Raw genomic sequence first — 19,514 nt, forward strand, 5'->3', positions numbered from 1 at the left:
ACAGCGCCGTGAAAGCTACCCCACCTCACGACAGGGCGGGAGGGGGCCGGAAAGCGAGCGATGCTCGCGTCTGGGCTGGTCAGTGCCGGAAAATGGGCCCACATGGGGAAGGGTCGGACAGGAAGCTGACGTTTGAGTAAGTTTCGGTGCCGTAATCTCCACCGAATCCGCCCGCCCCGCTTACGCCGTCCGACCCCTTCCCGGAGGTCAGGCGCGCGGAGCGGCCCGCTCTCCGGCCCGCACCGCGGCACCCTTCTCCGCGACCCCGGCTCCGCGCGGAGGCCGCATCAGTACGAGCACGAGCACGCCGGCCACCAGCCCCGTACCGCCCGCCGTCAGCAGCGCCGAGTCCAGCCCGGTGGTGAACACCGCCCGCAACGTGTGCTCGGGGACCGACCCCCGCAGGGCCGCGGCCCCACCGCCCGCCAGCACATGCGCGTCCCCGCGCGGAAGGCCGTCAGCCATCCGGGACGTCAGTACGGTCCCGAAGACCGCGACCCCGAGCGCATACCCGAGCTGCCGTACGGTATTCACCGCGCCGGCCGCCATCCCCGCCCGCGCGGGCTCCACCGCGGCCAGCGCCGCCCCCGCCACCGTCGGCGCGACGAACCCGGTGCCGATCCCCACCAGCACGAACCCCGGCATCAGCGCCGTCCAGTCCGAGCCCGCCCCCAGCACGGTCTGCGCCAGGCAGCCGGCGCCGATCAGCAGCAGCCCGCCACCGATCGTCAGACGCGCCGGAACCCCGTGGAACCGCTTGCCCACCACGACCGCGGTGACCATGGCCGCCACCGTCATCGGCAGCAGCGTGAGCCCGCCCCGCACCGGACTCATCCCGAGCAGCGTCTGCAGCCAGATCGACAGATACGGCGTCACCCCGAACGCCACGCCGTTGAAGGCCAGCGCACCCGCCATCACCCCCACGAAGGCCGGCCTGCGCAGCAGCGACAGATCGAGCAGCGGATGCGCCGCCCGCCGCTCCACCAGCACGAAACAGACCAGCGCGAACGCCGCGAGCCCGAACGACGTCAGCGTCGCCCTCGCCGTCCAGCCGTCCTCCCCGGCCCGTACCACGGCATACGTCGTCCCGCCCGCGAAACCGGCGAACGCAGCCGTACCCGCCCAGTCGACGCTCCTCCACGCTCGGCCTCGCTCGCGCGGGGAGACCCCCACGCCGCCCGGCCCCCTCGACTCCGGCACCACCCTCAGCGTCAGCCACACCGCCGCCACGCTCACCGGCAGGTTCACGAAGAAGATCCACCGCCAGCCCGGACCCTCGGCCAGCAGCCCGCCCAGCACCGGCCCGACCGCCGCGGCGCCGCCGCTGACCGCGCCCCACACTCCCAGCGCCACCGACCGCTGCCGCCCCTGGTACACCGAGCCGAGCAACGGCAGAGTCGTCGCCAGCATCGCCGCCGCACCCACCCCCTGCACGGCCCGCGCCGCGACCAGCGTCCCCGGCCCCGGCGCCAGCCCGCACAGCAGCGATGCCGCCGCGAACAGCACCACTCCCGCCACATGCGTCCGCCGCCGCCCCAGGATGTCGGCCCCCGCCCCCGCCCCCAGCAACAGGGCGGCCAGCGTGAGCGCGTACCCGTCGACCACCCACTGCAGATCACTCAGCGACGCGTGCAGCGCTCCCGCCATGTCGGGCAGCGCCACCACCACGATCGTCACGTCCAGCAACAACATGAACGTGCCCAGGCACACCGCGGTCAGCGGCCCCCATGTGCGCATGTCGTCTCCTCTTGCTCTTGTCGTGCGCGTTGTGCGCTTGTGCGCCTTGCGTGTGCTGCTCCGTACGATGGGCAGGGCGTGGTCGATCGCGGCGGTATACGGTGTCCGGTCGACGGAATCCGACGGGGGAGAGGCCCATGGAGACGGAATCCCGCACATCGCATACCTTCGACAAGGCGCATACCTTCGACGCACCGCATGCCTTCGACGAGCTGGACCTGAAGCTGCTCTCCGCCCTGGAGGTCGACGCCCGGGCCTCCTTCAGCAGAATCGGCGCGGTCCTCGGCGTCTCCGACCAGACCGTCGCCCGCCGCTTCCGCCGGCTGACCTCCGACGCGGGCCTCAGGGTCGTCGCCGTCCGGGACGCCGAGCGCCTCGGGCAGGACCAGTGGATGCTGCGGCTGCGCTGCGTGCCCGACAGCGCCACAGTCATCGCGGACGCCCTCGCCAAACGCGACGACACCCAGTGGATCGGCCTCGGCTCGGGCGGCACCGAGATCGTCTGCATGACCCGCCCGCGCCACCCCGGCGACCACGACGACCTGCTCCTCGGCAAGCTCCCGCGCACCCCCAGCGTGGTGGAGATCCGCGCCCAGCAACTGCTGCATCGTTTCTTCGGCGGCCCCGACGGCTGGATGCGCAAATTCCGGGCGCTCGACGACGACCAGCTCGCCGCCCTCGCTCCCCGCCCGGAGGAGGCGTCGGGACCGGCCCGGATCGAACCCGAGGACGAACCCCTCCTCGCCGTCCTCGAACGCGACGGCCGCGCGAGCCACCCCGAACTCCAGCGCGCCACCGGCCGCTCCGAGTCCGCCGTCCGACGCCGCCTCGCCGCGCTGCTCGCCTCGGGCGCGGTCTACATCGACGTCGAGTACCGGTCGGAGGCGTTCGGCTACCCTCTCTCCGCCGTCCTGTGGATCACCACGGCACCCTCCGCGCTGCACTCGGTCGGCGAGGCCCTCGCCACCCACCACGAGATCGCCTACGCCGCGGCCACCGCCGGTCCCTCGCACATCGTGGTCACCGCGGTCGTCCGCGACACGGCGGGCCTCTATGCGTACCTCAGCGGGCCGTTGGGGCGGCTGGAGGGGGTTCAGCATGTGGAGACGACGCCGTTTCTGCGGCGGGTGAAGCAGTTGACCTATCGGTATCCGGGGCGGGGGTGAGGTGAGGGGGAGCGGGGGTGGGAGGGGCTGGTGGGCGGCGGGATGCGGTATGCAATGTGCCGTCTGCCGTCTGCCGTCTGCCGTCTGCCGTCTGCCGTCTGCCGTCTGCCGTCTGCCGTCTGCCGTCTACCGCGGGCAGTGGGCGGTGGGCGGTATGCAGTATGTGGTGGACCGTGTGTGACGGGCGGTGGACGCTGAACGGTATGCGGTATGCGGTGGACCGGCGATCACCCGCCGTCGCCCACCCCCTGCGATCCGCTCCGCCGACCGGGCCCCGCCGTCGCCCGGCGGTGCAGTCGGTCGCCGCCCGCCAGGATGGCCGCCGCCAGAGCGTCCGCCGCCCCCTGGGCCGGGGTCCGTCGGCGGCCGTGGACGAGGACGAAGTCCACCCGGCCGAGTTCGGGCAGTCCCGCGCGTTCGGGGAGGCGTACCAGGCCCGGTGGGATCAGGCCGCGTGAGTGGGCCATCACGCCCAGGCCGGCCCGGGCCGCCGCGATGAGCCCGTTGAGACTGCCGCTCGTACAGGCGATCCGCCACTCCCGTCCCTGCCGCTCCAGCGCCTCCAGGGCCAGGGCACGGGTGATGCCCGGAGGCGGGAAGACGATGAGCGGCACCGGGCGTTCGGGGTCGAGCCGTAGCCGTTCCGCGCCGATCCACACCAGCTTGTCCTGCCAGACCGGTTCACCGCGCGGATCCTCGGGGCGCCGCTTGGCCAGCACCAGATCCAGTTTCCCGGCGGCCAGTTGCTCGTGGAGCGTGCCGGACAGTTCCACCGTCAGCTCGAGGTCGACCTCGGGATGGTCGTACCGGAAGCCCTCCAGGATCTCCGGCAGCCGGGTCAGTACGAAGTCCTCGGAGGCGCCGAAGCGCAGGCGGCCACGCAGCCGGGTGCCCGTGAAGAACGCCGACGCCTGCTCGTGCACCTCCAGGATGCGGCGCGCGAAGCCGAGCATCGCCTCGCCGTCCTCGGTCAGCTCCACCGAGTGGGTGTCCCGGGTGAACAGCGTCCGCCCGGCGGCGTCCTCCAGTCGCCGTACGTGCTGGCTGACGGTGGACTGACGCAGCCCGAGCCGTCGCGCGGCCTGCGTGAAACTCAGCGTCTGCGCGACCGCGAGGAAGGTACGCAGATGGGAGGGCTCGTACACAGTCGACAGGCTACTCGGTCATCGCGATTCGTGATGACAGTAAGAGCGGTATGACGGATTCCCGATCACGGACCCGAGGAGGACGATGGAGTGGGGCTGTCCGGCCCCCGCGCACCCCTTCGAAACCGCACGTGGAGCACCGTGAAACGCCTGCAGTGGCCGAGTCGGATGCCGGTCGACCCCTACATCCTGCTGTTGCTCGGGACGGTCGGGATCGCGGCGCTCCTCCCGGCCCGGGACACCGCCGCCGATGTGGCGTCCGGCGCCTCCACGGCCGCCATCGCCTTCCTCTTCTTCCTGTACGGCGCCCGTCTGTCCACCCGTGAGGCGCTGGACGGGCTGCGGCACTGGCGGCTTCACATCACCGTGCTCGCCTGCACCTTCGTCGTCTTCCCGCTGCTCGGCCTGGCCGCCCGCGGACTCGTCCCGGTCGTCCTCACCCACCCCCTCTACCAGGGGCTGCTCTTCCTCACGCTCGTCCCGTCGACCATCCAGTCGTCGATCGCGTTCACCTCGATCGCCCGTGGCAACGTGCCCGCCGCGATCTGCGCCGGCTCCTTCTCCTCTCTGGTCGGCATCGTCGTCACCCCTTTGCTGGCGGCGGCCCTGCTCGGCAGTGGCGGGGGCGGGTTCTCCGCGGACTCCGTGGTGAAGATCGTGCTGCAGTTGCTGGTGCCGTTCGTCGCCGGGCAGCTGGCGCGGCGCTGGATCGGCGGCTTCGTCACCCGGCAAAAGAAGGTGCTCGGGCTCGTCGACCGCGGGTCGATCCTGCTCGTGGTCTACACGGCGTTCAGCGAGGGCATGGTCCAGGGCATCTGGCACCAGGTCAGCCCCGTTCGGCTCGGCGGACTGCTCGTCGTCGAGGCGGTGTTGCTGACCGTGATGCTCACCCTGACCTGGTACGGCGGCAAGGCGTTGCGTTTCGACCGCGAGGACCGCATCGCCATCCAGTTCGCCGGCTCCAAGAAGTCCCTCGCCTCCGGACTGCCCATGGCGAGCGTCCTGTTCGGCGCCCACGCCTCTCTGGCCGTCCTGCCCCTGATGCTCTTCCACCAGATGCAGCTCATGGTGTGCGCGGTCATCGCCAAACGACGGGCCCACGACCCGTTCCCGTCGCCCGGGACGACTACCGCCGAGCGCGCGTCGGCAGGGGTGTGAACCCCGGTGGAAACCGGCCTGACCCGCTCCCAGTCGCCGAACGCGATGTGTTCACGGGCCTGTTGATCCGGATTTCCGGTACGCAGGGCTGATGACGGATAACGTTCCGTCATGACCGTACCTCTCCCGCTCGACCCCGCGCGCACCGCCCTGGTCCTCGTCGACCTGATGGACCGGATCGCCGCTCTGCCCCTGGAGCCCCGCAAGGGCACCGAAGTGCTCTCCGTCGCCGAGGAGTTGGCGAGAACGTTCCGCGCCGCCGGGGCGCTCGTCGTCCTCGTCCGCGTCGAACGCCGCGGCGTCGCCGAACAGCCGCCCGGCAGCGGCCTGTGCGAAGGGCTGCTCCAGGAGGGCGACCTGGAGATCGTCAAGCGGACCATCGGCGCCTTCCAGGGCACCGGCCTGGACGAGCGCCTGCGTGAACGGGCCGTCACCACACTCGTGTTCGGCGGTATCGCCACCAACCTCGGCGTCGAGTCCACCGCCCGCGCCGCCGGCGACCTCGGCTACGACCTCGTCTTCGTCGAGGACGCGATGGCCGCGCTGACCGGCGCCGAGCACGAGGCGTCGGTGCAGCTGGACTTCCCGCGACTGGGCACCGTGGTGCGGGCTGCGCAGGTGCGCCTGACGGCGGGCTGAGACGGGGCCCCTGCGGCGCAGGGGGCGCTCCCCGTCGGTCGTGCCCCCGCCGCCGTGCCGCGGGGAAACCGGGTCACCCGCGGGCGGCCGCGGTCCGCAGGGCGATACGGTCCTCACCCGCGTACACGTTCATGGAACTGCCCCGCAGGAAGCCCACCAGCGTCAGCCCCGACTCCGCGGCCAGGTCCACCGCCAGCGAGGACGGCGCCGAGACCGCTGCGAGCATCGGGATGCCCGCCATCACGGCCTTCTGCGCCAGCTCGAACGAGGCCCTGCCCGACACCAGCAGGATGGCCCGGGACAGGGGCAGGTCCCCGTTCTGCAGGGCGCGGCCGACCAGCTTGTCGACCGCGTTGTGCCGGCCCACGTCCTCCCGCACGTCCAACAGCTCGCCGTCCTCGGAGAACAGGGCGGCGGCGTGCAGACCCCCGGTCCGGTCGAAGACCCGCTGGGCCGCCCGAAGCCGGTCGGGGAGGCTCGCGAGCAGCTCGGGCGAGACCCGGACCGGGGGAGTGTCGGAGATCGTCCAGCGGGCCGTCGTACGGACCGAGTCCAGGCTCGCCTTGCCGCACAGTCCGCAGGACGAGGTGGTGTAGACGTTCCGCTCGAGCGTGATGTCGGGGATGGTGACGCCGGGCGCCGTCCGCACATCCACCACGTTGTACGTGTTCGAGCCGTCTACGGTCGCCCCCGCGCAGTAGACGATGTTCTGCAGATCGTATGCAGCCGCCAGTACACCCTCGCTGACCAGGAAACCCGCGGCCAGCGCGAAGTCGTCACCGGGCGTGCGCATGGTGATCGCGAGTGGTTTGCCGTTCAGCCGGATCTCCAGCGGCTCCTCGGCCACCAGGGTGTCCGGGCGGGTGGAGACCGCTCCGTCGCGGATGCGGAGCACCTTGCGTCGCTCTGTGACTCGTCCCATGTCGTGATCAGCCCCGGTTCTGTACGTGCTGGTAGCCGAAGCGGCCCTTGATGCGGAGGTTCCCGTGGGTCACCGGGTTGTCGTGCGGCGAGGTGACCTTCACGATCTCATTGTCCTGCACGTGCAGGGTCAGAGTGCAGCCCACTCCGCAGTACGCGCATACAGTCGTCGTCCGCGTCTGCGCCGACTCCTCCCAGGTGCCCGCCGTCCGCCGGTCGTACTCCGACTTGAACCACAGCGCCCCCGTCGGGCACACCTCAATGCAGTTCCCGCAGTACACGCACGCCGACTCGGTCAGCGGGCCGTCGTGCTCCACGGCGATCCGGGCGTCGAAACCGCGTCCGGCGACGGAGATCGCGAAGCTGTTCTGCCACTGGTCGCCACAGGCGTCGACGCACTTGCAGCAGAGGATGCCTTTGTCGTAGTCACAGACGCAGAGGTCGTTGTCGATCTTCGGTTCCTCGTTGAGACGGGCCGCGTCCGCGCCGAAGCGGTCGATCCTGCGGCTGTGCCGGGCCCGCTCGGTGTCCGTCCGCACCACCATGCCCGGCTCGGCGCGCCGAGACACTTCGGTCGGGCTCGCCGACGGAGAACCGGGTGCCTACCAAGTGCCGTACGACGTCCGGATGGCTGTCGTAGGGGCCGCCGTGCCGGTGGAAGTACCACCAGGTGATGCCGTTCTGGGCGGCCACCACCGCCGTGCAGTCGTGCGCAGAGGCTCGATCAGCGGCCCGCACGCCGCGTACGAGTTGGCCTTCAGACCCAGGAAGACGAAGTGGACCGGGCCGACCTCGGCAGGGTCGTCCGTGGCGTGGGCGAGGGCGGTGAAGTCACCGCGCGGACTGTGCACCCGCACCCCGTGCCGCCTCATGGCCGCGAGATGCGGTCCACGGGCGACGAGGTGCACGTCGGCGCCCGCGCGATGGAACGCTGCACGGACGTAGGCGCCGATCGTACCGGCGCCGAACTACCGAACTCTGTCGACGAAATATTGTCTGCAGTGTGGAGGTGGGGTGGGGTGGGCAAGGGCGCGCGTCGACCGTTCGTCGCATCCTGAATACCGTTCATCGAATACTGTCGACGCGCCGCCTTCTCAACACCCCAGGCGGGTTCCTACCGTTCGGCTTCATGAGTCCCCCTGTCGCGCCGCCCGGGTGGAGCCGCTGGCTCGTACCTCCCGCCGCCCTCTCGGTCCACCTCTCCATCGGCCAGGCCTACGCCTGGTCCGTGTTCAAGCCGCCGCTGGAGTCCGCGCTCGGACTCAGCGGCACCCAGAGCGCGCTGCCCTTCCAGCTCGCCATCGTCATGCTCGGTCTGTCCGCGGCGTTCGGCGGCACGCTCGTGGAGCGCAACGGGCCGCGCTGGGCGATGACGGTCGCCCTGATCTGCTTCTCCTCGGGATTCCTGATCTCCGCGCTCGGCGCCGCCACCGAGCAGTACTGGCTGATCGTCCTCGGCTACGGCTTCGTCGGCGGCATCGGCCTCGGCATCGGCTACATCTCGCCCGTGTCCACGCTCATCAAGTGGTTCCCGGACCGGCCGGGCATGGCCACCGGCATCGCCATCATGGGCTTCGGCGGCGGCGCGCTCATCGCCTCGCCCTGGTCGGCGCAGATGCTGGAGTCCTTCGGATCCGACAGCTCCGGGATCGCGCTCGCGTTCCTCGTCCACGGGATGTCGTATGCGGTCTTCATGACGCTGGGCGTGCTGCTGGTGCGGGTGCCGCGTACGGCACAGGCGGCCGAGGGCGGACCGGCGAGCCTCACGGGTGTGCAGGTCTCGGCCCGTTCCGCGGTGCGCACCCCGCAGTTCTGGTGCCTGTGGGTGGTCCTCTGTATGAACGTGACCGCCGGCATCGGCATCCTGGAGAAGGCCGCACCCATGATCACGGACTTCTTCGCAGACACCTCGACACCCGTGTCCGTGACGGCAGCCGCGGGCTTCGTCGCCCTGCTGTCGGCGGCCAACATGGCGGGCCGTATCGGCTGGTCCTCCACCTCCGACCTGATCGGCCGCAAGAACATCTACCGGCTCTACCTGGGCGTCGGGGCGCTGATGTACGGGCTCATCGCGCTGATCGGCGACTCGTCGAAACCGGCGTTCATCCTCTGCACCCTGGTGATCCTCTCCTTCTACGGCGGAGGCTTCGCCACGATCCCCGCCTACCTGAAGGACCTCTTCGGGACCTACCAGGTCGGCGCGATCCACGGCCGGCTGCTCACCGCCTGGTCGACGGCCGGCGTTCTCGGCCCGCTGATCGTCAACTGGATCGCCGACCGGCAGGAGGAGGCAGGCAAGCACGGCGCGGACCTCTACGCCATGTCCCTCTTCATCATGATCGGGCTGCTCGCCGTCGGCTTCGTCGCCAACGAGCTCGTCCGTCCCGTCGACGCCCGCCACCACGTCCCCGTAGCGAAGGAGGCCGCGGATGTCCCAGCCCGGCAGCAGTCCGAGTCCGCCTAGCGCGCCCGACCGGCGTCCGCTGATCGCCTGCGCCTGGCTGTGGGTGGGGGCGCCCCTCGCCTACGGCCTCTACGAGCTCGTACAAAAGGCGACGAAGCTGTTCACCGGGTAGCCGTCCGCGCTGTTCACAGGCGGTGGCACGGGCGGGTGTGCGGGTGCTCGGCCGTCCGAGGGGTAGCGGGAAGCCGACAACCTTGGCGCCCGATTCCTGTCACAAAAGTTGTCCCCGTACCCGCGAGTCACTGATCAGACTGGTGGATCCCGCTACCCAAGGCAACGAGGGGGACCCCACATGAACGGCTCGCGCATCGCCGCAGTCGGCCACTACCAGCCCGCCAAGGTACTCACCAACGAGGACCTGGCGGGCCTGGTCGACACGAGTGACGAGTGGATCAGGAGCCGGGTGGGGATCCACACCCGCCACATCGCCGGACCGGACGAGCCCGTGGACGAGCTGGCCGCGCACGCGGCCGCCAAGGCCCTCGCGGCGGCCGGCCTGGGGCCCGGCGACATCGACCTGGTGCTGGTCGCCACCTCGACGGCGGTCGACCGTTCACCGAACATGGCCGCCCGGGTCGCCGCCCGCCTGGGCATCCCGGGACCGGCCGCGCTGGACATCAACGTCGTGTGCGCCGGCTTCACCCACGCCCTGGCCACCGCCGACCACACCGTTCGGGCGGGCGCCGCGACCCGCGCCCTGGTCATCGGTGCGGACAAGATGTCCGAGGTGACGGACTGGTCCGACCGCACGACGTGCGTACTCGTCGGCGACGGAGCGGGCGCCGCGGTCGTGGAGGCGTCGGCCGAACCCGGTATCTCGCCCGTGCTGTGGGGGTCCGTGCCCGAGATGGGGCACGCGGTGCGCATCGAGGGCCAGCCGGCACGGTTCGCCCAGGAGGGGCAGAGCGTCTACCGCTGGGCCACCACCAAGCTGCCGCCGCTCGCCCGGCAGGCGTGCGAGCGGGCCGGACTGCGCCCCGAGGACCTGGCCGCCGTCGTCCTGCACCAGGCGAACCTGCGGATCATCGAGCCCCTCGCAGAGAAGATCGGCGCCGTCAACGCGGTGGTCGCCCGCGATGTCACCGCATCGGGTAACACCTCCGCGGCCAGTATTCCGCTCGCTTTCTCCAAGCTCGTCGAGCAGGGCGCGATCTCCGCGGGGGATCCAGTGCTGCTCTTCGGCTTCGGCGGCAATCTGTCGTACGCCGGGCAGGTCGTACGCTGCCCGTGAGCGGCGTGCTCCGGGTGGTGTGAGGCGTCCGACTGTGCGGGGGGCTGGCTACTGTGCGCCGTAGACTGTAGACGAAAGACAATCGCTACTCGGGTGTAGACGGTATGCAGTCCGCGGTCCGCGGTGGACAGTCGACCGTGATCCGGCTTTTGCATACGCGGCTTCCGGCCGCAGTTGCCCGGCGCTGCCCAGGAGGGGAACCGACCGATGTTGTCGACAGGACTGCCGCAGGGTGCGGTGCCCAAGCTCGAACGGCCCGGCCCGCTGCGCGACCGCGTCTACGAGGCGCTGCTCGAACTCATCACCACCCGCGCCCTCCAGCCCGGCCAGCACCTTGTGGAGAGCGAACTCGCAAGCCACCTCGGTGTCTCGCGCCAGCCGGTGCGTGAAGCGCTGCAGCGGCTCAACACCGAGGGCTGGGTGGACCTCAGGCCCGCCCAGGGCGCGTTCGTGCACGAGCCGACGGAGGAGGAGGCCGACCAACTCCTCACCGTACGCACGCTGTTGGAGGCCGAGGCGGCCCGGCTCGCCGCCGCGCACGCGGACGAGACCGACATCCACGACCTGGACGGGATTCTGGCCCTGGGCCTGCAGGCCGTCGCCGACGACGACGTGGACGCCGCGGTCGCCCTGAACGCCCGCTTCCACGCCAAGATCATGGAACTGGCGGGGAACGCGGTCCTCGCCGAACTGGCGGCGCAGGTCGACCGCCGGGTGCGCTGGTACTACACACCGGTGGCCCGGCAGCGCGGCGAGCAGTCCTGGATCGAGCACCGCGACCTGATCACCGCGATCCTCAACCGCGACGAGCAACTCGCGACCCGTCTCATGCGCGAGCACACGGAGCACACCCGGCGCTCGTACCACGCCCGCGCCAGGTCCTGAGCCCGCTCGGGGCGTTGCCCCGGCGCAACTCGACAGCCGGCTTCCCGCCGACCTTGCTACGGGGTGAGGAGTTCGGCGGCGAGGGATGTCCTGGTCGGCCTCGCAGGGGGCGGGATGCCGTCTTCGGTATATTCCATACAGTCGACGAATGCTGTATGGACTTTCTTCTCCCGCATCCGGCGAATGGTGTCCAGGGGGCGTGCGGCACTCCGGGCAAGGGAACTCTTCGAGGAGCAGGGCATCGTGGTGCCAGGGGCGAGGTGGCCGACTCGTCCAAGGGGGCGCGGGAGATCGCCCGTCGGCTCGGCGGCCGGGTCATGGTGAAGGCCCAGGTCGAGACGGGCTGACGCGGCAAGGCGGGCGGCGTCGAGCTCGCCACCGACCCGGCCGCCACCACCGAGCTAACGGCCCGTCAGGTACTGGGCATGGACATCAAGGGGCACGCAGTCGGCACAGTGATGGTGGCCCAACCCGTCGACATCGACAGCGAGTTCTAGGTCTCCTACGCACTGGACAGCGCGGCCGGCCGCTTCCCCGCGATCGCCTCCGCCGAGGGCGGCATGGACGTCGAGGAGGTCGCAGCCACCCGGCCCGAGGCGGTCGCCCGTGTCGCTGTCGACCCCGCGCGGGGCGTCACACCCGTGAAGGCGGCCGAGACCGCCGCCGCGGCCGGACTGCCGCCGCAGACGGTCGACGTCCTCGTGTGAGTGTGGCAGGCCCCAGGTCCGCGAGGACGCCCTGCTCGTCGAGGTCAACCCGCTCGTCCGCACCCGCCAGGGGCGGATCCTCGCCCTCGACGGCAAGGTCACCCTGGAGACAACGCCGCCTTCCGGCAGGCCCGTTGGGGCGCGGAGGCACCCGGGAGCACCGACCCGCTGGAGGCGGCCGCCGCGGCCAAGGGCCTCCACTACGTGTGGCTCGACGGCGAGGGCGGCGTCATCGGCAACGGCGCCGGCCTGGTGATGTCCACCCTCGACGTGGTCGCCGGCTGTGGCGCGCGGCGCGCCGACTTCCGCGACATCGGCGGCGGTGCCTCCGCGCAGATCATGGCTGACGGGTTGCCGCTCGTGCTGTCCGACCCGGCCGTGGAGTCCGTCCTGGTCGACGTCTTCGGCGGGATCGCCGCGTGCGACACGGTCCCCGAGGGCATCGTGCGCGCCCTGGACGCCGTACGGCTGACCTGGCCGCTCGTCGTCCGGCTCGACGTGAACAATGTGGCCCGGGGGCGTGCCGTACTCGACGCGCACCGGCATCCCCTGGTCGAACAGGCCACCACCATGGACGGCGCCGCCCGCCGGGCCGCCGAACTCGCCATCGCAGCCTGAGGGGACCGGACGTCACGCCCATTCACCTCGCCAAGGAGAGCGAGGCCCTCGTCCAGGGCATGACTGGCGGCGAGGACGTGAAACACACCCGGCGCAGGCTCGCGGCCGGTGCGGACGTGGTCGCCGTGGCCAACGTCGGCGGGCGCGCCGTCGGCTTCCGGCCAGACGGAGCCGTATCCGTCAGGGTTGCGCATCATCAGTGCGGATGGCGATCAGCCGAGATCATCGGCCGATATTCTCGGGGCATGGTGAGTGATCGCGGAGAGGGATCCGGGCCGCAGGAGCATCGGCTCGGCTACCTCCTCAAGCGTGCCCAGACCAGGTTCGCCAGGGTGTCCGCGGAGGCGCTCGCCCCGTATGGGGTGGACGGGCACGAGCTCGCGATCCTGGCGGTGCTCGCCGGTGACGAAACGTTGTCCCAGATCGAGGTCGCCGGACGGCTGGGTGTCGACCGCACCACGATGGTCGCGCTCGTCGACGGCCTCGAGGACCACGGTCTGGTGGTGCGGCGGCGCAGTCCGCGGGATCGCAGACGCAACCTCGTCGAGCTCACGCCCGCCGGCCGGGACTGTCTGGAGCAGGCCGAGCGGGCGCGCCGGATCGCGGAGAGCCGTTTTCTCGCGCCGCTGGACGAGCAGACGGCGGCGGCGCTGCTGCGGGCCCTGCGCACTCTCGTCGCGGAGGAAACCGCGCAGAAGTGAGCGGGCGGTCACCCGCAGTGGCGGGCTCGCCCGGGGGCCAGTCCGCGGCCTGCTCGGAGGGCCCGCCCGGTCGCCTGCCGGGGGCGGATATGCAGGTGAGACGCACTCCGAAAGCTTGGTATTGTTGTGCATGTCGCCGCGGGGACACCTCGCGCAGCGACAGACACCTTGTCCGGGTGGCGGAATGGCAGACGCGCTAGCTTGAGGTGCTAGTGCCCTTTATCGGGCGTGGGGGTTCAAGTCCCCCCTCGGACACTCTCACTCTCCGTGCCGAGCGGATTCCGTTCGGTGATTCACCGTACCCGCATTCGGCGTCACGCCGGGTGCGGGTTTTTTGTCCAGGACGAGTTTCTAACGCGTTTCTTACGCGCTTCCGATGTGTGTCGATTACTGGCATGTTGCCCGAATGTCGCGGAACCTCGTTTATCGGTTGTCTTGCGGCCTGGCCCGACGTGGCGGCTCCGTGAGCGTTCCCGGCGCGACTGACGCATCGTCAATGTTCTTCATAGTCCCCATCTTGACGGTCTGTAGCCCGTTCTTGTGGTGATACGATCACGCTCGCTTGTAGAGCGGGCGGATGGGTGCAAGACGACATCTCCGACTACGGGGACGGTCCGGGCGGCAATCCCGGTGCGGGCTCTCCGCCGGTCCACCCGCAATTGACGGGAATTCAGCAACTGGCCGTCAGTCGCCTGAAGAGAGTCTTATGACTGATTACATACAGAACCCGGTACTCTGGGCTCTCCTCGTCGCCGTACTCGTCGCAGTCGCCCTCATTGTTCGGCAGCGGAGGGCGGCCAGGACGTTAAGGCGGGAGTTCGCAGATCTCCAGGCTCTTCACACTGAGCTGGAGAACGGGTACGCGAAATCCGTCGAGGCAGCTCAGGAAAGAGCCGAAGAGGCTACCAAAACAGTCCTGAAGTCCGCCATGCGGACCCTTCAGGGCCTTGCCGCGGAACAGCAGTTGATTGTTTCCCGGCTGCAGAACAAATATGGCGAGTCGGTGATTCTCCAGGACCTCTTGGAGATCGACCACACCAACTCGCAGTTCGGTCGTCGCGCCCAGTCCATCGCGGTGCTCTGCGACGGCTGGCTGGGACGTCAGCGTGATGTGGCCTCGGTCTACGACGTCGTCCGCAGCGCCCAGGGCAGGGTCCGCCACTACCGGCGGGTGGAAATTCTCTCGCAGGTCGACTTCGGCATCACCAGCCGGGCCGTCGAACCCGTGGCACTCGCCCTCGCGGAACTGCTCGACAACGCCACCAGCTATTCCAGCCCGGACACCGTCGTCGAAATCAACATCCGCACCGTGCCCAAGGGCATTTGCATCGTCGTGGACGACGCCGGTGTCGGTATGAACGACGAGGAGCGGGCCCGCGCCGACAAACTCCTGTCCAGCGAGCGCGTCTCCGGCGTCTCCGCACTCGGCAACCCGCCGCAGTTCGGGTTCGCGGTGATCGGCGTGCTCAGCGAACGCTTCGGCTTCGAGGTGTCCGTGGACTCGAGCTCGCCCTATGGAGGTGTCCGCTCGGTCCTTCTCCTGCCGCACGACCTGCTCACCAACGCACCCGAGCAGAAGGAGCCGGCCCCGGTGGTCCCCGCCGCGGCTCCCCAGGGCCGCGGTGGCCCCGAGGGCGCGTTGCCTTTGACGACCACCGACGACGGTCTGCCGAAGCGCCGCCGCAAGCGGCCCATGGCGATCGTGCCCGGCAGCGCTTCGAACGGCTCCGGCCCCGCCCGCTCGGGTGCGGAGACGGCGGCCATCATGGGGGCCTTCCAGCGAGGCACCAAGTCGGGCCGGGCCACCCAGACGGATCCCGCGGAACAGTCGAGCAGCACCCGTGGTGCAAGCAGCGAAGGGCATGAGTTCTCGTGAACGACGATCTGTCATGGATGCTTGACAGTGCCCTGGAGATTCCCGGGGCTCTGCACGCCGTCCTGATCTCCGCCGACGGCCTGCTGATGGCACGGACGCAGGACTTCGAGAAGGACGACGCGGACCGGGTCGCCGCCGCCATGAGCGGGGTGCAGTCGCTCAGCCGCGCGCTCGCCTTCTTCTGCGAGGACGCGCACCAGCGGTGGCGGCAGACGCTGGTCGAGTTCGACGGCGGCTATGTCTTCCTGATCTCCGCCGGGGAGGGCGCCTACCTCGGGGTGTCCGCCTCGCCGGAGGTCGACATGCAGGACATCACCTTCCGTATGCAGCAGCTCGTCGGCCAGCTCGGCAAGGCCCTGACGACACCGCCGCGCGAGAACCTCGGCGTGCGGTCATGAGCGGGTTCGACGAACTGGAGTCCCAGACGCCGGAGTTAGTGCGTCCGTACGTCATCACCAAAGGACGCGGACTGCCCGACGAAGAGCAGCTCTCCCTCATCACGCTGGTCACGGCCGCCGCCGACACCCAGCAGCGGCCCACCAGGCTGTCGCCGGAGGAACAGAGCCTGCTCGAACTGTGCTCGGCCGGATACCTCTCCGTCGCCGAGATCGCGGGGCACACCCAACTGCCCCTCGGCGTGGTCAAGATCCTCCTCGCCGCCCTCACCGAGGGCGGCTACCTCGTCACCCGCCCGCCCGTGCGGCGGGCCCCGCTTGCCGACCGGGAGATCCTGGAGGAGGTGCTGAATGGTCTCAGGGCCAAGTTTGGATGAGCAGGCGTACGTCCGGGAGGGCGCGACTCAGACGGCGGTGAAGATCCTCGTCGTCGGTCACTTCGCGGTCGGCAAGACCACGTTCATCGGGGCGATCTCCGAGATCGAGCCGCTGACCACCGAGGAGACGATGACCCGGGCCGCCGAGTCCATCGACGACCTCAAGGGGGTCCAGGGCAAGACCACCACCACGGTCGCCATGGACTTCGGCCGCCTGACCATCAGCGACCGGATCGTGCTGTACCTGTTCGGAACGCCGGGCCAGCAGCGCTTCGTGCAGATGTGGGAGGACATGGCACGCGGCGCGCTCGGCGCGCTGGTGCTGGTCGACCCCGAGCGACTCGCGGACTCCTTCGCCGTGATCGACCTCATCGAGCAGTACGGACTCGACTACGCGATCGCCGTCAACCACTTCGACGGCTCGCCTCTGCGCGACGAGAAGGCCCTGCGCGATGCACTGGACCTGCTCGACGACACCCCCGTCGTCACCTGCGACGCACGCGACGAGAGGTCCTCGGCCGAAGCGCTGATCACCCTCGTCCGTCACCTGCAGGACCGTGCCCACTAGGAGCAGACATGAACGCCCAACCCACCGCCCCCGTGCCCCCTCCGGGTTGCCCGGCGCACCAGCCCGGTGCCAGAGTGCCGCTCTACAAGCCGGAGTTCGCGTCGGACCCGCAGGCCTACTACACGTACCTGCGGCACTTCGGGCCCACCGCGCCCGTCGAGTTGGCCCCCGGAGTCGAGGCCACCCTTGTCACCGACTACGCTGTCGCCCTCCAACTCCTGCAGGACTCCGGCTCCTTCCGCAAGGACGCGCGCCGCTGGCGGGACTTCAACGAGGGCCGGATCGCCCTCGACAGTCCGGTCCTTCCCGTGCTTGCCTACCGGCCCAACTGCATGTCCTCCGACGGTGCCGAGCACCTGAGGCTGCGTCAGTCCATCACGGACAGCATGGCGCGTATCGACCCGATGCGGCTGAGTCAGAGCGTCGAGCGGATCTCCGACTTCCTCATCTCCCAGTTCAGCGACCGCGGTTCGGCCGATCTCGTCAACTCCTACGCCAAGCAGCTCCCGCTGTTCGTGTTCAACGAGCTCTTCGGCTGCACCGCCGACATCGGCGACCGCGTCTTCTTCGGCATCTCCGGCATGTTCGACGGAGTCAACGCCGAGAAGGCCGCCGGGGTGTTGTACCAGGCCGTCGGCGAGCTGATCGCCCTCAAGCGGCGCAAGCCCGGCGAGGACGTCACCTCCTGGCTGCTGAAGCATCACACCGGTCTGTCCGACGAGGAGATGCTGCACCAGGTCTCGCTGCTGCTGGGCGCGGGAGCGGAGCCCCTGGTCAACCTCATCGGCAACACCCTGCACCGGCTGCTCACCGACGACCGGTACGCCCACGAGGGCGGGCTGATCGAGGAGGCGATGGACGACACGCTGTGGGAGAACCCGCCCATGGCGAACTTCGCCGCTCACTACCCGGTGTCCGACATGGAGTTCGCCGGCACGAAGCTCACCGCCGGCGATCTGATGCTGGTCAGCATCGCCGCCGCCAACACCGGCCCCACGCTGTCGGCGTCTCGCAAGGCCGGCAGCAACCGTGCGCACCTCGCCTGGAGCGCCGGCCCGCACGCCTGCCCCTCGAAGGAACCCGCACGGCAGATCGTCGTGTCGGCCATCGAGAACCTCCTCAACCGGCTGCCCGACGTCGAACTCAGCATCCCCGAGGAGAGCCTGACGTGGCGTCCGGGAGCCTTCAGCCGTGGGCCCGTCATGCTCCCCGCGCGGTTCACCCCGGTCAAGCCTGTGGTTCGGCCGGGCCGGCAGACCACGGTTCCGGCACCGGCGCGCGAGAACGCCGGAGCGGCCCGCAACGAACAGGCAGGTGTGTGGAGCAAGTTCCTGAACTGGCTGACCAAATGATTCACGAACCGGCTGATCAAGTGATTCACGGTATGCGCAGCAAGTGATGCGCGACATGCACAGCCTTCCCGCCAACTGCCCTACGTCACAACGGCGGTGGTAGTAAGCGATGCGGTATCCGTGATGCTCATGGGTATGGGGGACGTGTCGTATACCCGCCCTCCGGGGCGGGTATCTTCTTGCCCGGGAAACGCCGACCGCACCTGGGGGACCGGCGTCCCCGGCCTCACTCCTCGCGCAACTCCTCCAGATACGGTGCCATGTTGACCTGGGTCGACGCGCTCTCCCGCTGCCCGTACTGACCCGCGACACCGCTCAGGTACGTGACGATCTCCTTGCGCATGACCTCCACCTCCGGCAGCACCGCGTCGCCGGTGACGAGCCGCCCGATCCACCGCGCCTGTGCCTCCACCAGCCGCGTGATCGAACCGACGGGGCGGATCAGACCGACGAAGAACAGACCGGGACGCTCCGGGGCGACGACCCGCTTGTACAGCTCGACCGAGCCCTGGGCGCCGACCGGGCAGCCGGCCTGAAGGAACGGGAAGGCCATCTGGTAGCCCGTGCAGTACACGATCGCGTCGGCCTGCAGCGAGGTGCCGTCGGTGAAGGAGACGCGGTCGCCGTCGACGGCGTCGATCGCGGGCTTCGGCGTGACCGCGCCATGGCGGATACGGCTGAGGATCTCGTCGGAGATGGTGACGGTCGAGGCGAAGAGCGGGTGGTCCGGTTCGGGCAGCCCGTGGTCGCGGAGCTTGCCGCGGGCGACCAGCAGAGCCTGTTCGATGAAACGGCGCTGCTCCGCCAGGGACATGCTGACCCACCACGGCGCGTCGGCGATCTCGTCGAGAGCCATGCCGAACAACTGCTTGGGCACGATGTGCAGTCCCCGCCGCACCGAGAGGACGGTCAGCTCGGCGTGCCGGGAGAGGTCCGCGGCGATGTCCACCGCCGAGCTGCCCAGCCCCACGACGACGACGCGCTGTCCGGCGTACTCGCCGCCGTCGAGGTAGTCGAGGGAATGGCGAATCGTTCCCGTGAACGTCTCGGCGCCCCTCGGCAGCGCGGGCATCGACGGCTCGGAGTTGTGCCCGGAGGCGACGATCACATGCGTGAAGCCGCGGGACGAGATCGTGCCGTCGGCATCCCGGCTGACGACCCTCCAGCCACCGTCGGCCTCCTGCCGTACGGACTCCACCGTCGTCCCCAGCTCGATGCAGTCCAGTACGCCGGCCCACTCGGCGAACGAGCGCAGATAGGCGGCTATTTGACTGTGCCGGGGGTAGAGCGGGTAGGAGGCGGGCATCGGGTGGTCCGAGTAACCCGTGAGCTTTTTCGAGGTGTTGAGGTGCAGCGACAGATAGCCGGGGCCGCGTTCGCCCGCCTGCGGCCTGCGCCAGATTCCGCCGACGTCGCCGGCCTGCTCCAGGCAGACGAAGTCGACACCGGCGGTCTTCAGGGCGTGTGCTGTCGCCAGCCCCGACAGACCCGCACCGATCACACACAGCCGCACGGATTCCCCCAAAAAGTGAGACACCATCCCCTCGCGCACCGGCGAATGACTGCCCATGCGG

17 protein-coding genes, 1 tRNA gene and 3 pseudogenes are annotated in these 19,514 nt (G+C 69.9%); 15 read left to right on the forward strand and 6 right to left on the reverse strand.

Features of this window, described 5'->3' with window-relative positions; all coding sequences use genetic code 11:
• Positions 1 to 207: 207 nt before the first annotated feature.
• The gene (locus ACFPIH_RS33130) at positions 208 to 1,737 is read right to left on the reverse strand and encodes an MFS transporter (RefSeq protein ID WP_381180752.1); all 1,530 of its coding nucleotides are present in this window, start codon (positions 1,735 to 1,737) and stop codon (positions 208 to 210) included.
• Positions 1,738 to 1,874: 137 nt separating this feature from the next.
• Between ACFPIH_RS33130 and ACFPIH_RS33135 the strand changes: the two genes are divergently transcribed.
• The gene (locus ACFPIH_RS33135; RefSeq protein WP_381180750.1) at positions 1,875 to 2,903 is read left to right on the forward strand and encodes an Lrp/AsnC family transcriptional regulator; all 1,029 of its coding nucleotides are present in this window, start codon (positions 1,875 to 1,877) and stop codon (positions 2,901 to 2,903) included.
• A 227-nt stretch (positions 2,904 to 3,130) separates the two neighbouring features.
• Here the strand turns inward: ACFPIH_RS33135 and ACFPIH_RS33140 are convergent, their stop codons facing one another.
• Positions 3,131 to 4,048, reverse strand: a complete 918-nt coding sequence (locus ACFPIH_RS33140) for a LysR substrate-binding domain-containing protein (protein ID WP_381180748.1) — start codon at positions 4,046 to 4,048, stop codon at positions 3,131 to 3,133.
• Between the two features lie 168 nt (positions 4,049 to 4,216).
• Between ACFPIH_RS33140 and ACFPIH_RS33145 the strand changes: the two genes are divergently transcribed.
• Both ACFPIH_RS33145 and ACFPIH_RS33150 read left to right on the forward strand, forming a co-directional pair.
• Positions 4,217 to 5,206 carry a bile acid:sodium symporter family protein gene (locus tag ACFPIH_RS33145; RefSeq protein WP_381180921.1) on the forward strand — a complete coding sequence of 330 codons (990 nt, stop codon included), beginning with the start codon at positions 4,217 to 4,219 and terminating at the stop codon, positions 5,204 to 5,206.
• A gap of 111 nt (positions 5,207 to 5,317) precedes the next feature.
• The gene (locus ACFPIH_RS33150) at positions 5,318 to 5,845 is read left to right on the forward strand and encodes an isochorismatase family protein (RefSeq protein ID WP_381180747.1); all 528 of its coding nucleotides are present in this window, start codon (positions 5,318 to 5,320) and stop codon (positions 5,843 to 5,845) included.
• Between the two features lie 73 nt (positions 5,846 to 5,918).
• Here ACFPIH_RS33150 and fdhD read toward each other — a convergent pair whose 3' ends face one another.
• From fdhD to ACFPIH_RS33165, 3 genes and pseudogenes are all read right to left on the reverse strand, one after another.
• On the reverse strand, positions 5,919 to 6,767 hold the full coding sequence (gene fdhD / locus ACFPIH_RS33155) for a formate dehydrogenase accessory sulfurtransferase FdhD (protein WP_381180745.1): 849 nt from the start codon (positions 6,765 to 6,767) through the stop codon (positions 5,919 to 5,921).
• 7 nt (positions 6,768 to 6,774) lie between these two features.
• A pseudogene (locus ACFPIH_RS33160) lies at positions 6,775 to 7,332 on the reverse strand (4Fe-4S binding protein); the annotation flags it as partial.
• Positions 7,322 to 7,719, reverse strand: a pseudogene (locus ACFPIH_RS33165) (ketopantoate reductase family protein); the annotation flags it as partial. The pseudogenes ACFPIH_RS33165 and ACFPIH_RS33160, both read right to left, overlap by 11 nt.
• A 176-nt stretch (positions 7,720 to 7,895) precedes the next feature.
• Between ACFPIH_RS33165 and ACFPIH_RS33170 the strand changes: the two are divergent.
• From ACFPIH_RS33170 to ACFPIH_RS33225, 12 genes and pseudogenes are all read left to right on the forward strand, one after another.
• Complete coding sequence (locus tag ACFPIH_RS33170) at positions 7,896 to 9,230, forward strand: OFA family MFS transporter (RefSeq protein ID WP_381180744.1); 1,335 nt, start codon at positions 7,896 to 7,898, stop codon at positions 9,228 to 9,230.
• Entirely contained in the window at positions 9,196 to 9,342 is a 147-nt protein-coding gene (locus ACFPIH_RS33175; protein ID WP_381180743.1) for an MFS transporter small subunit, read from the forward strand. Before ACFPIH_RS33170 ends, ACFPIH_RS33175 begins: the two co-directional genes overlap by 35 nt.
• Positions 9,343 to 9,522: 180 nt before the next feature.
• A complete protein-coding gene (locus tag ACFPIH_RS33180; RefSeq protein WP_381180741.1) occupies positions 9,523 to 10,461 on the forward strand; it encodes a beta-ketoacyl-ACP synthase III in 939 nt (312 codons plus the stop codon).
• Positions 10,462 to 10,668: 207 nt separating this feature from the next.
• Positions 10,669 to 11,346: a GntR family transcriptional regulator gene (locus ACFPIH_RS33185; protein ID WP_381180739.1), complete on the forward strand. Its 678-nt coding sequence runs from the start codon at positions 10,669 to 10,671 to the stop codon at positions 11,344 to 11,346.
• A gap of 183 nt (positions 11,347 to 11,529) precedes the next feature.
• Positions 11,530 to 12,671: pseudogene (sucC, locus tag ACFPIH_RS33190) on the forward strand (ADP-forming succinate--CoA ligase subunit beta).
• 245 nt (positions 12,672 to 12,916) lie between these two features.
• Complete coding sequence (locus tag ACFPIH_RS33195) at positions 12,917 to 13,372, forward strand: MarR family winged helix-turn-helix transcriptional regulator (RefSeq protein WP_381180737.1); 456 nt, start codon at positions 12,917 to 12,919, stop codon at positions 13,370 to 13,372.
• A gap of 170 nt (positions 13,373 to 13,542) precedes the next feature.
• Positions 13,543 to 13,627 (forward strand) — tRNA-Leu (locus ACFPIH_RS33200).
• A 451-nt stretch (positions 13,628 to 14,078) separates the two neighbouring features.
• Positions 14,079 to 15,248: an ATP-binding protein gene (locus ACFPIH_RS33205; protein ID WP_381180735.1), complete on the forward strand. Its 1,170-nt coding sequence runs from the start codon at positions 14,079 to 14,081 to the stop codon at positions 15,246 to 15,248.
• Positions 15,245 to 15,646 (forward strand): roadblock/LC7 domain-containing protein, encoded by a 402-nt coding sequence (locus tag ACFPIH_RS33210; protein ID WP_381180733.1) that lies wholly within the window; start codon positions 15,245 to 15,247, stop codon positions 15,644 to 15,646. The genes ACFPIH_RS33205 and ACFPIH_RS33210 overlap by 4 nt, the downstream gene beginning before the upstream one ends.
• The gene (locus tag ACFPIH_RS33215) at positions 15,643 to 16,020 is read left to right on the forward strand and encodes a DUF742 domain-containing protein (RefSeq protein ID WP_381180731.1); all 378 of its coding nucleotides are present in this window, start codon (positions 15,643 to 15,645) and stop codon (positions 16,018 to 16,020) included. The genes ACFPIH_RS33210 and ACFPIH_RS33215 overlap by 4 nt, the downstream gene beginning before the upstream one ends.
• A complete protein-coding gene (locus tag ACFPIH_RS33220) occupies positions 15,995 to 16,588 on the forward strand; it encodes a GTP-binding protein (RefSeq protein WP_381180729.1) in 594 nt (197 codons plus the stop codon). The genes ACFPIH_RS33215 and ACFPIH_RS33220 overlap by 26 nt, the downstream gene beginning before the upstream one ends.
• Before the next feature lie 8 nt (positions 16,589 to 16,596).
• Positions 16,597 to 17,940, forward strand: a complete 1,344-nt coding sequence (locus tag ACFPIH_RS33225; protein ID WP_381180727.1) for a cytochrome P450 — start codon at positions 16,597 to 16,599, stop codon at positions 17,938 to 17,940.
• A 226-nt stretch (positions 17,941 to 18,166) separates the two neighbouring features.
• Here the strand turns inward: ACFPIH_RS33225 and ACFPIH_RS33230 are convergent, their stop codons facing one another.
• Positions 18,167 to 19,453, reverse strand: coding sequence for a flavin-containing monooxygenase (locus ACFPIH_RS33230; RefSeq protein ID WP_381180920.1), 1,287 nt, complete (start codon positions 19,451 to 19,453; stop codon positions 18,167 to 18,169).
• Between the last annotated feature and the right edge of the window lie 61 nt (positions 19,454 to 19,514).

This window comes from Streptomyces vulcanius (assembly GCF_042653945.1).
Classification (GTDB): domain Bacteria; phylum Actinomycetota; class Actinomycetes; order Streptomycetales; family Streptomycetaceae; genus Streptomyces; species Streptomyces mangrovi.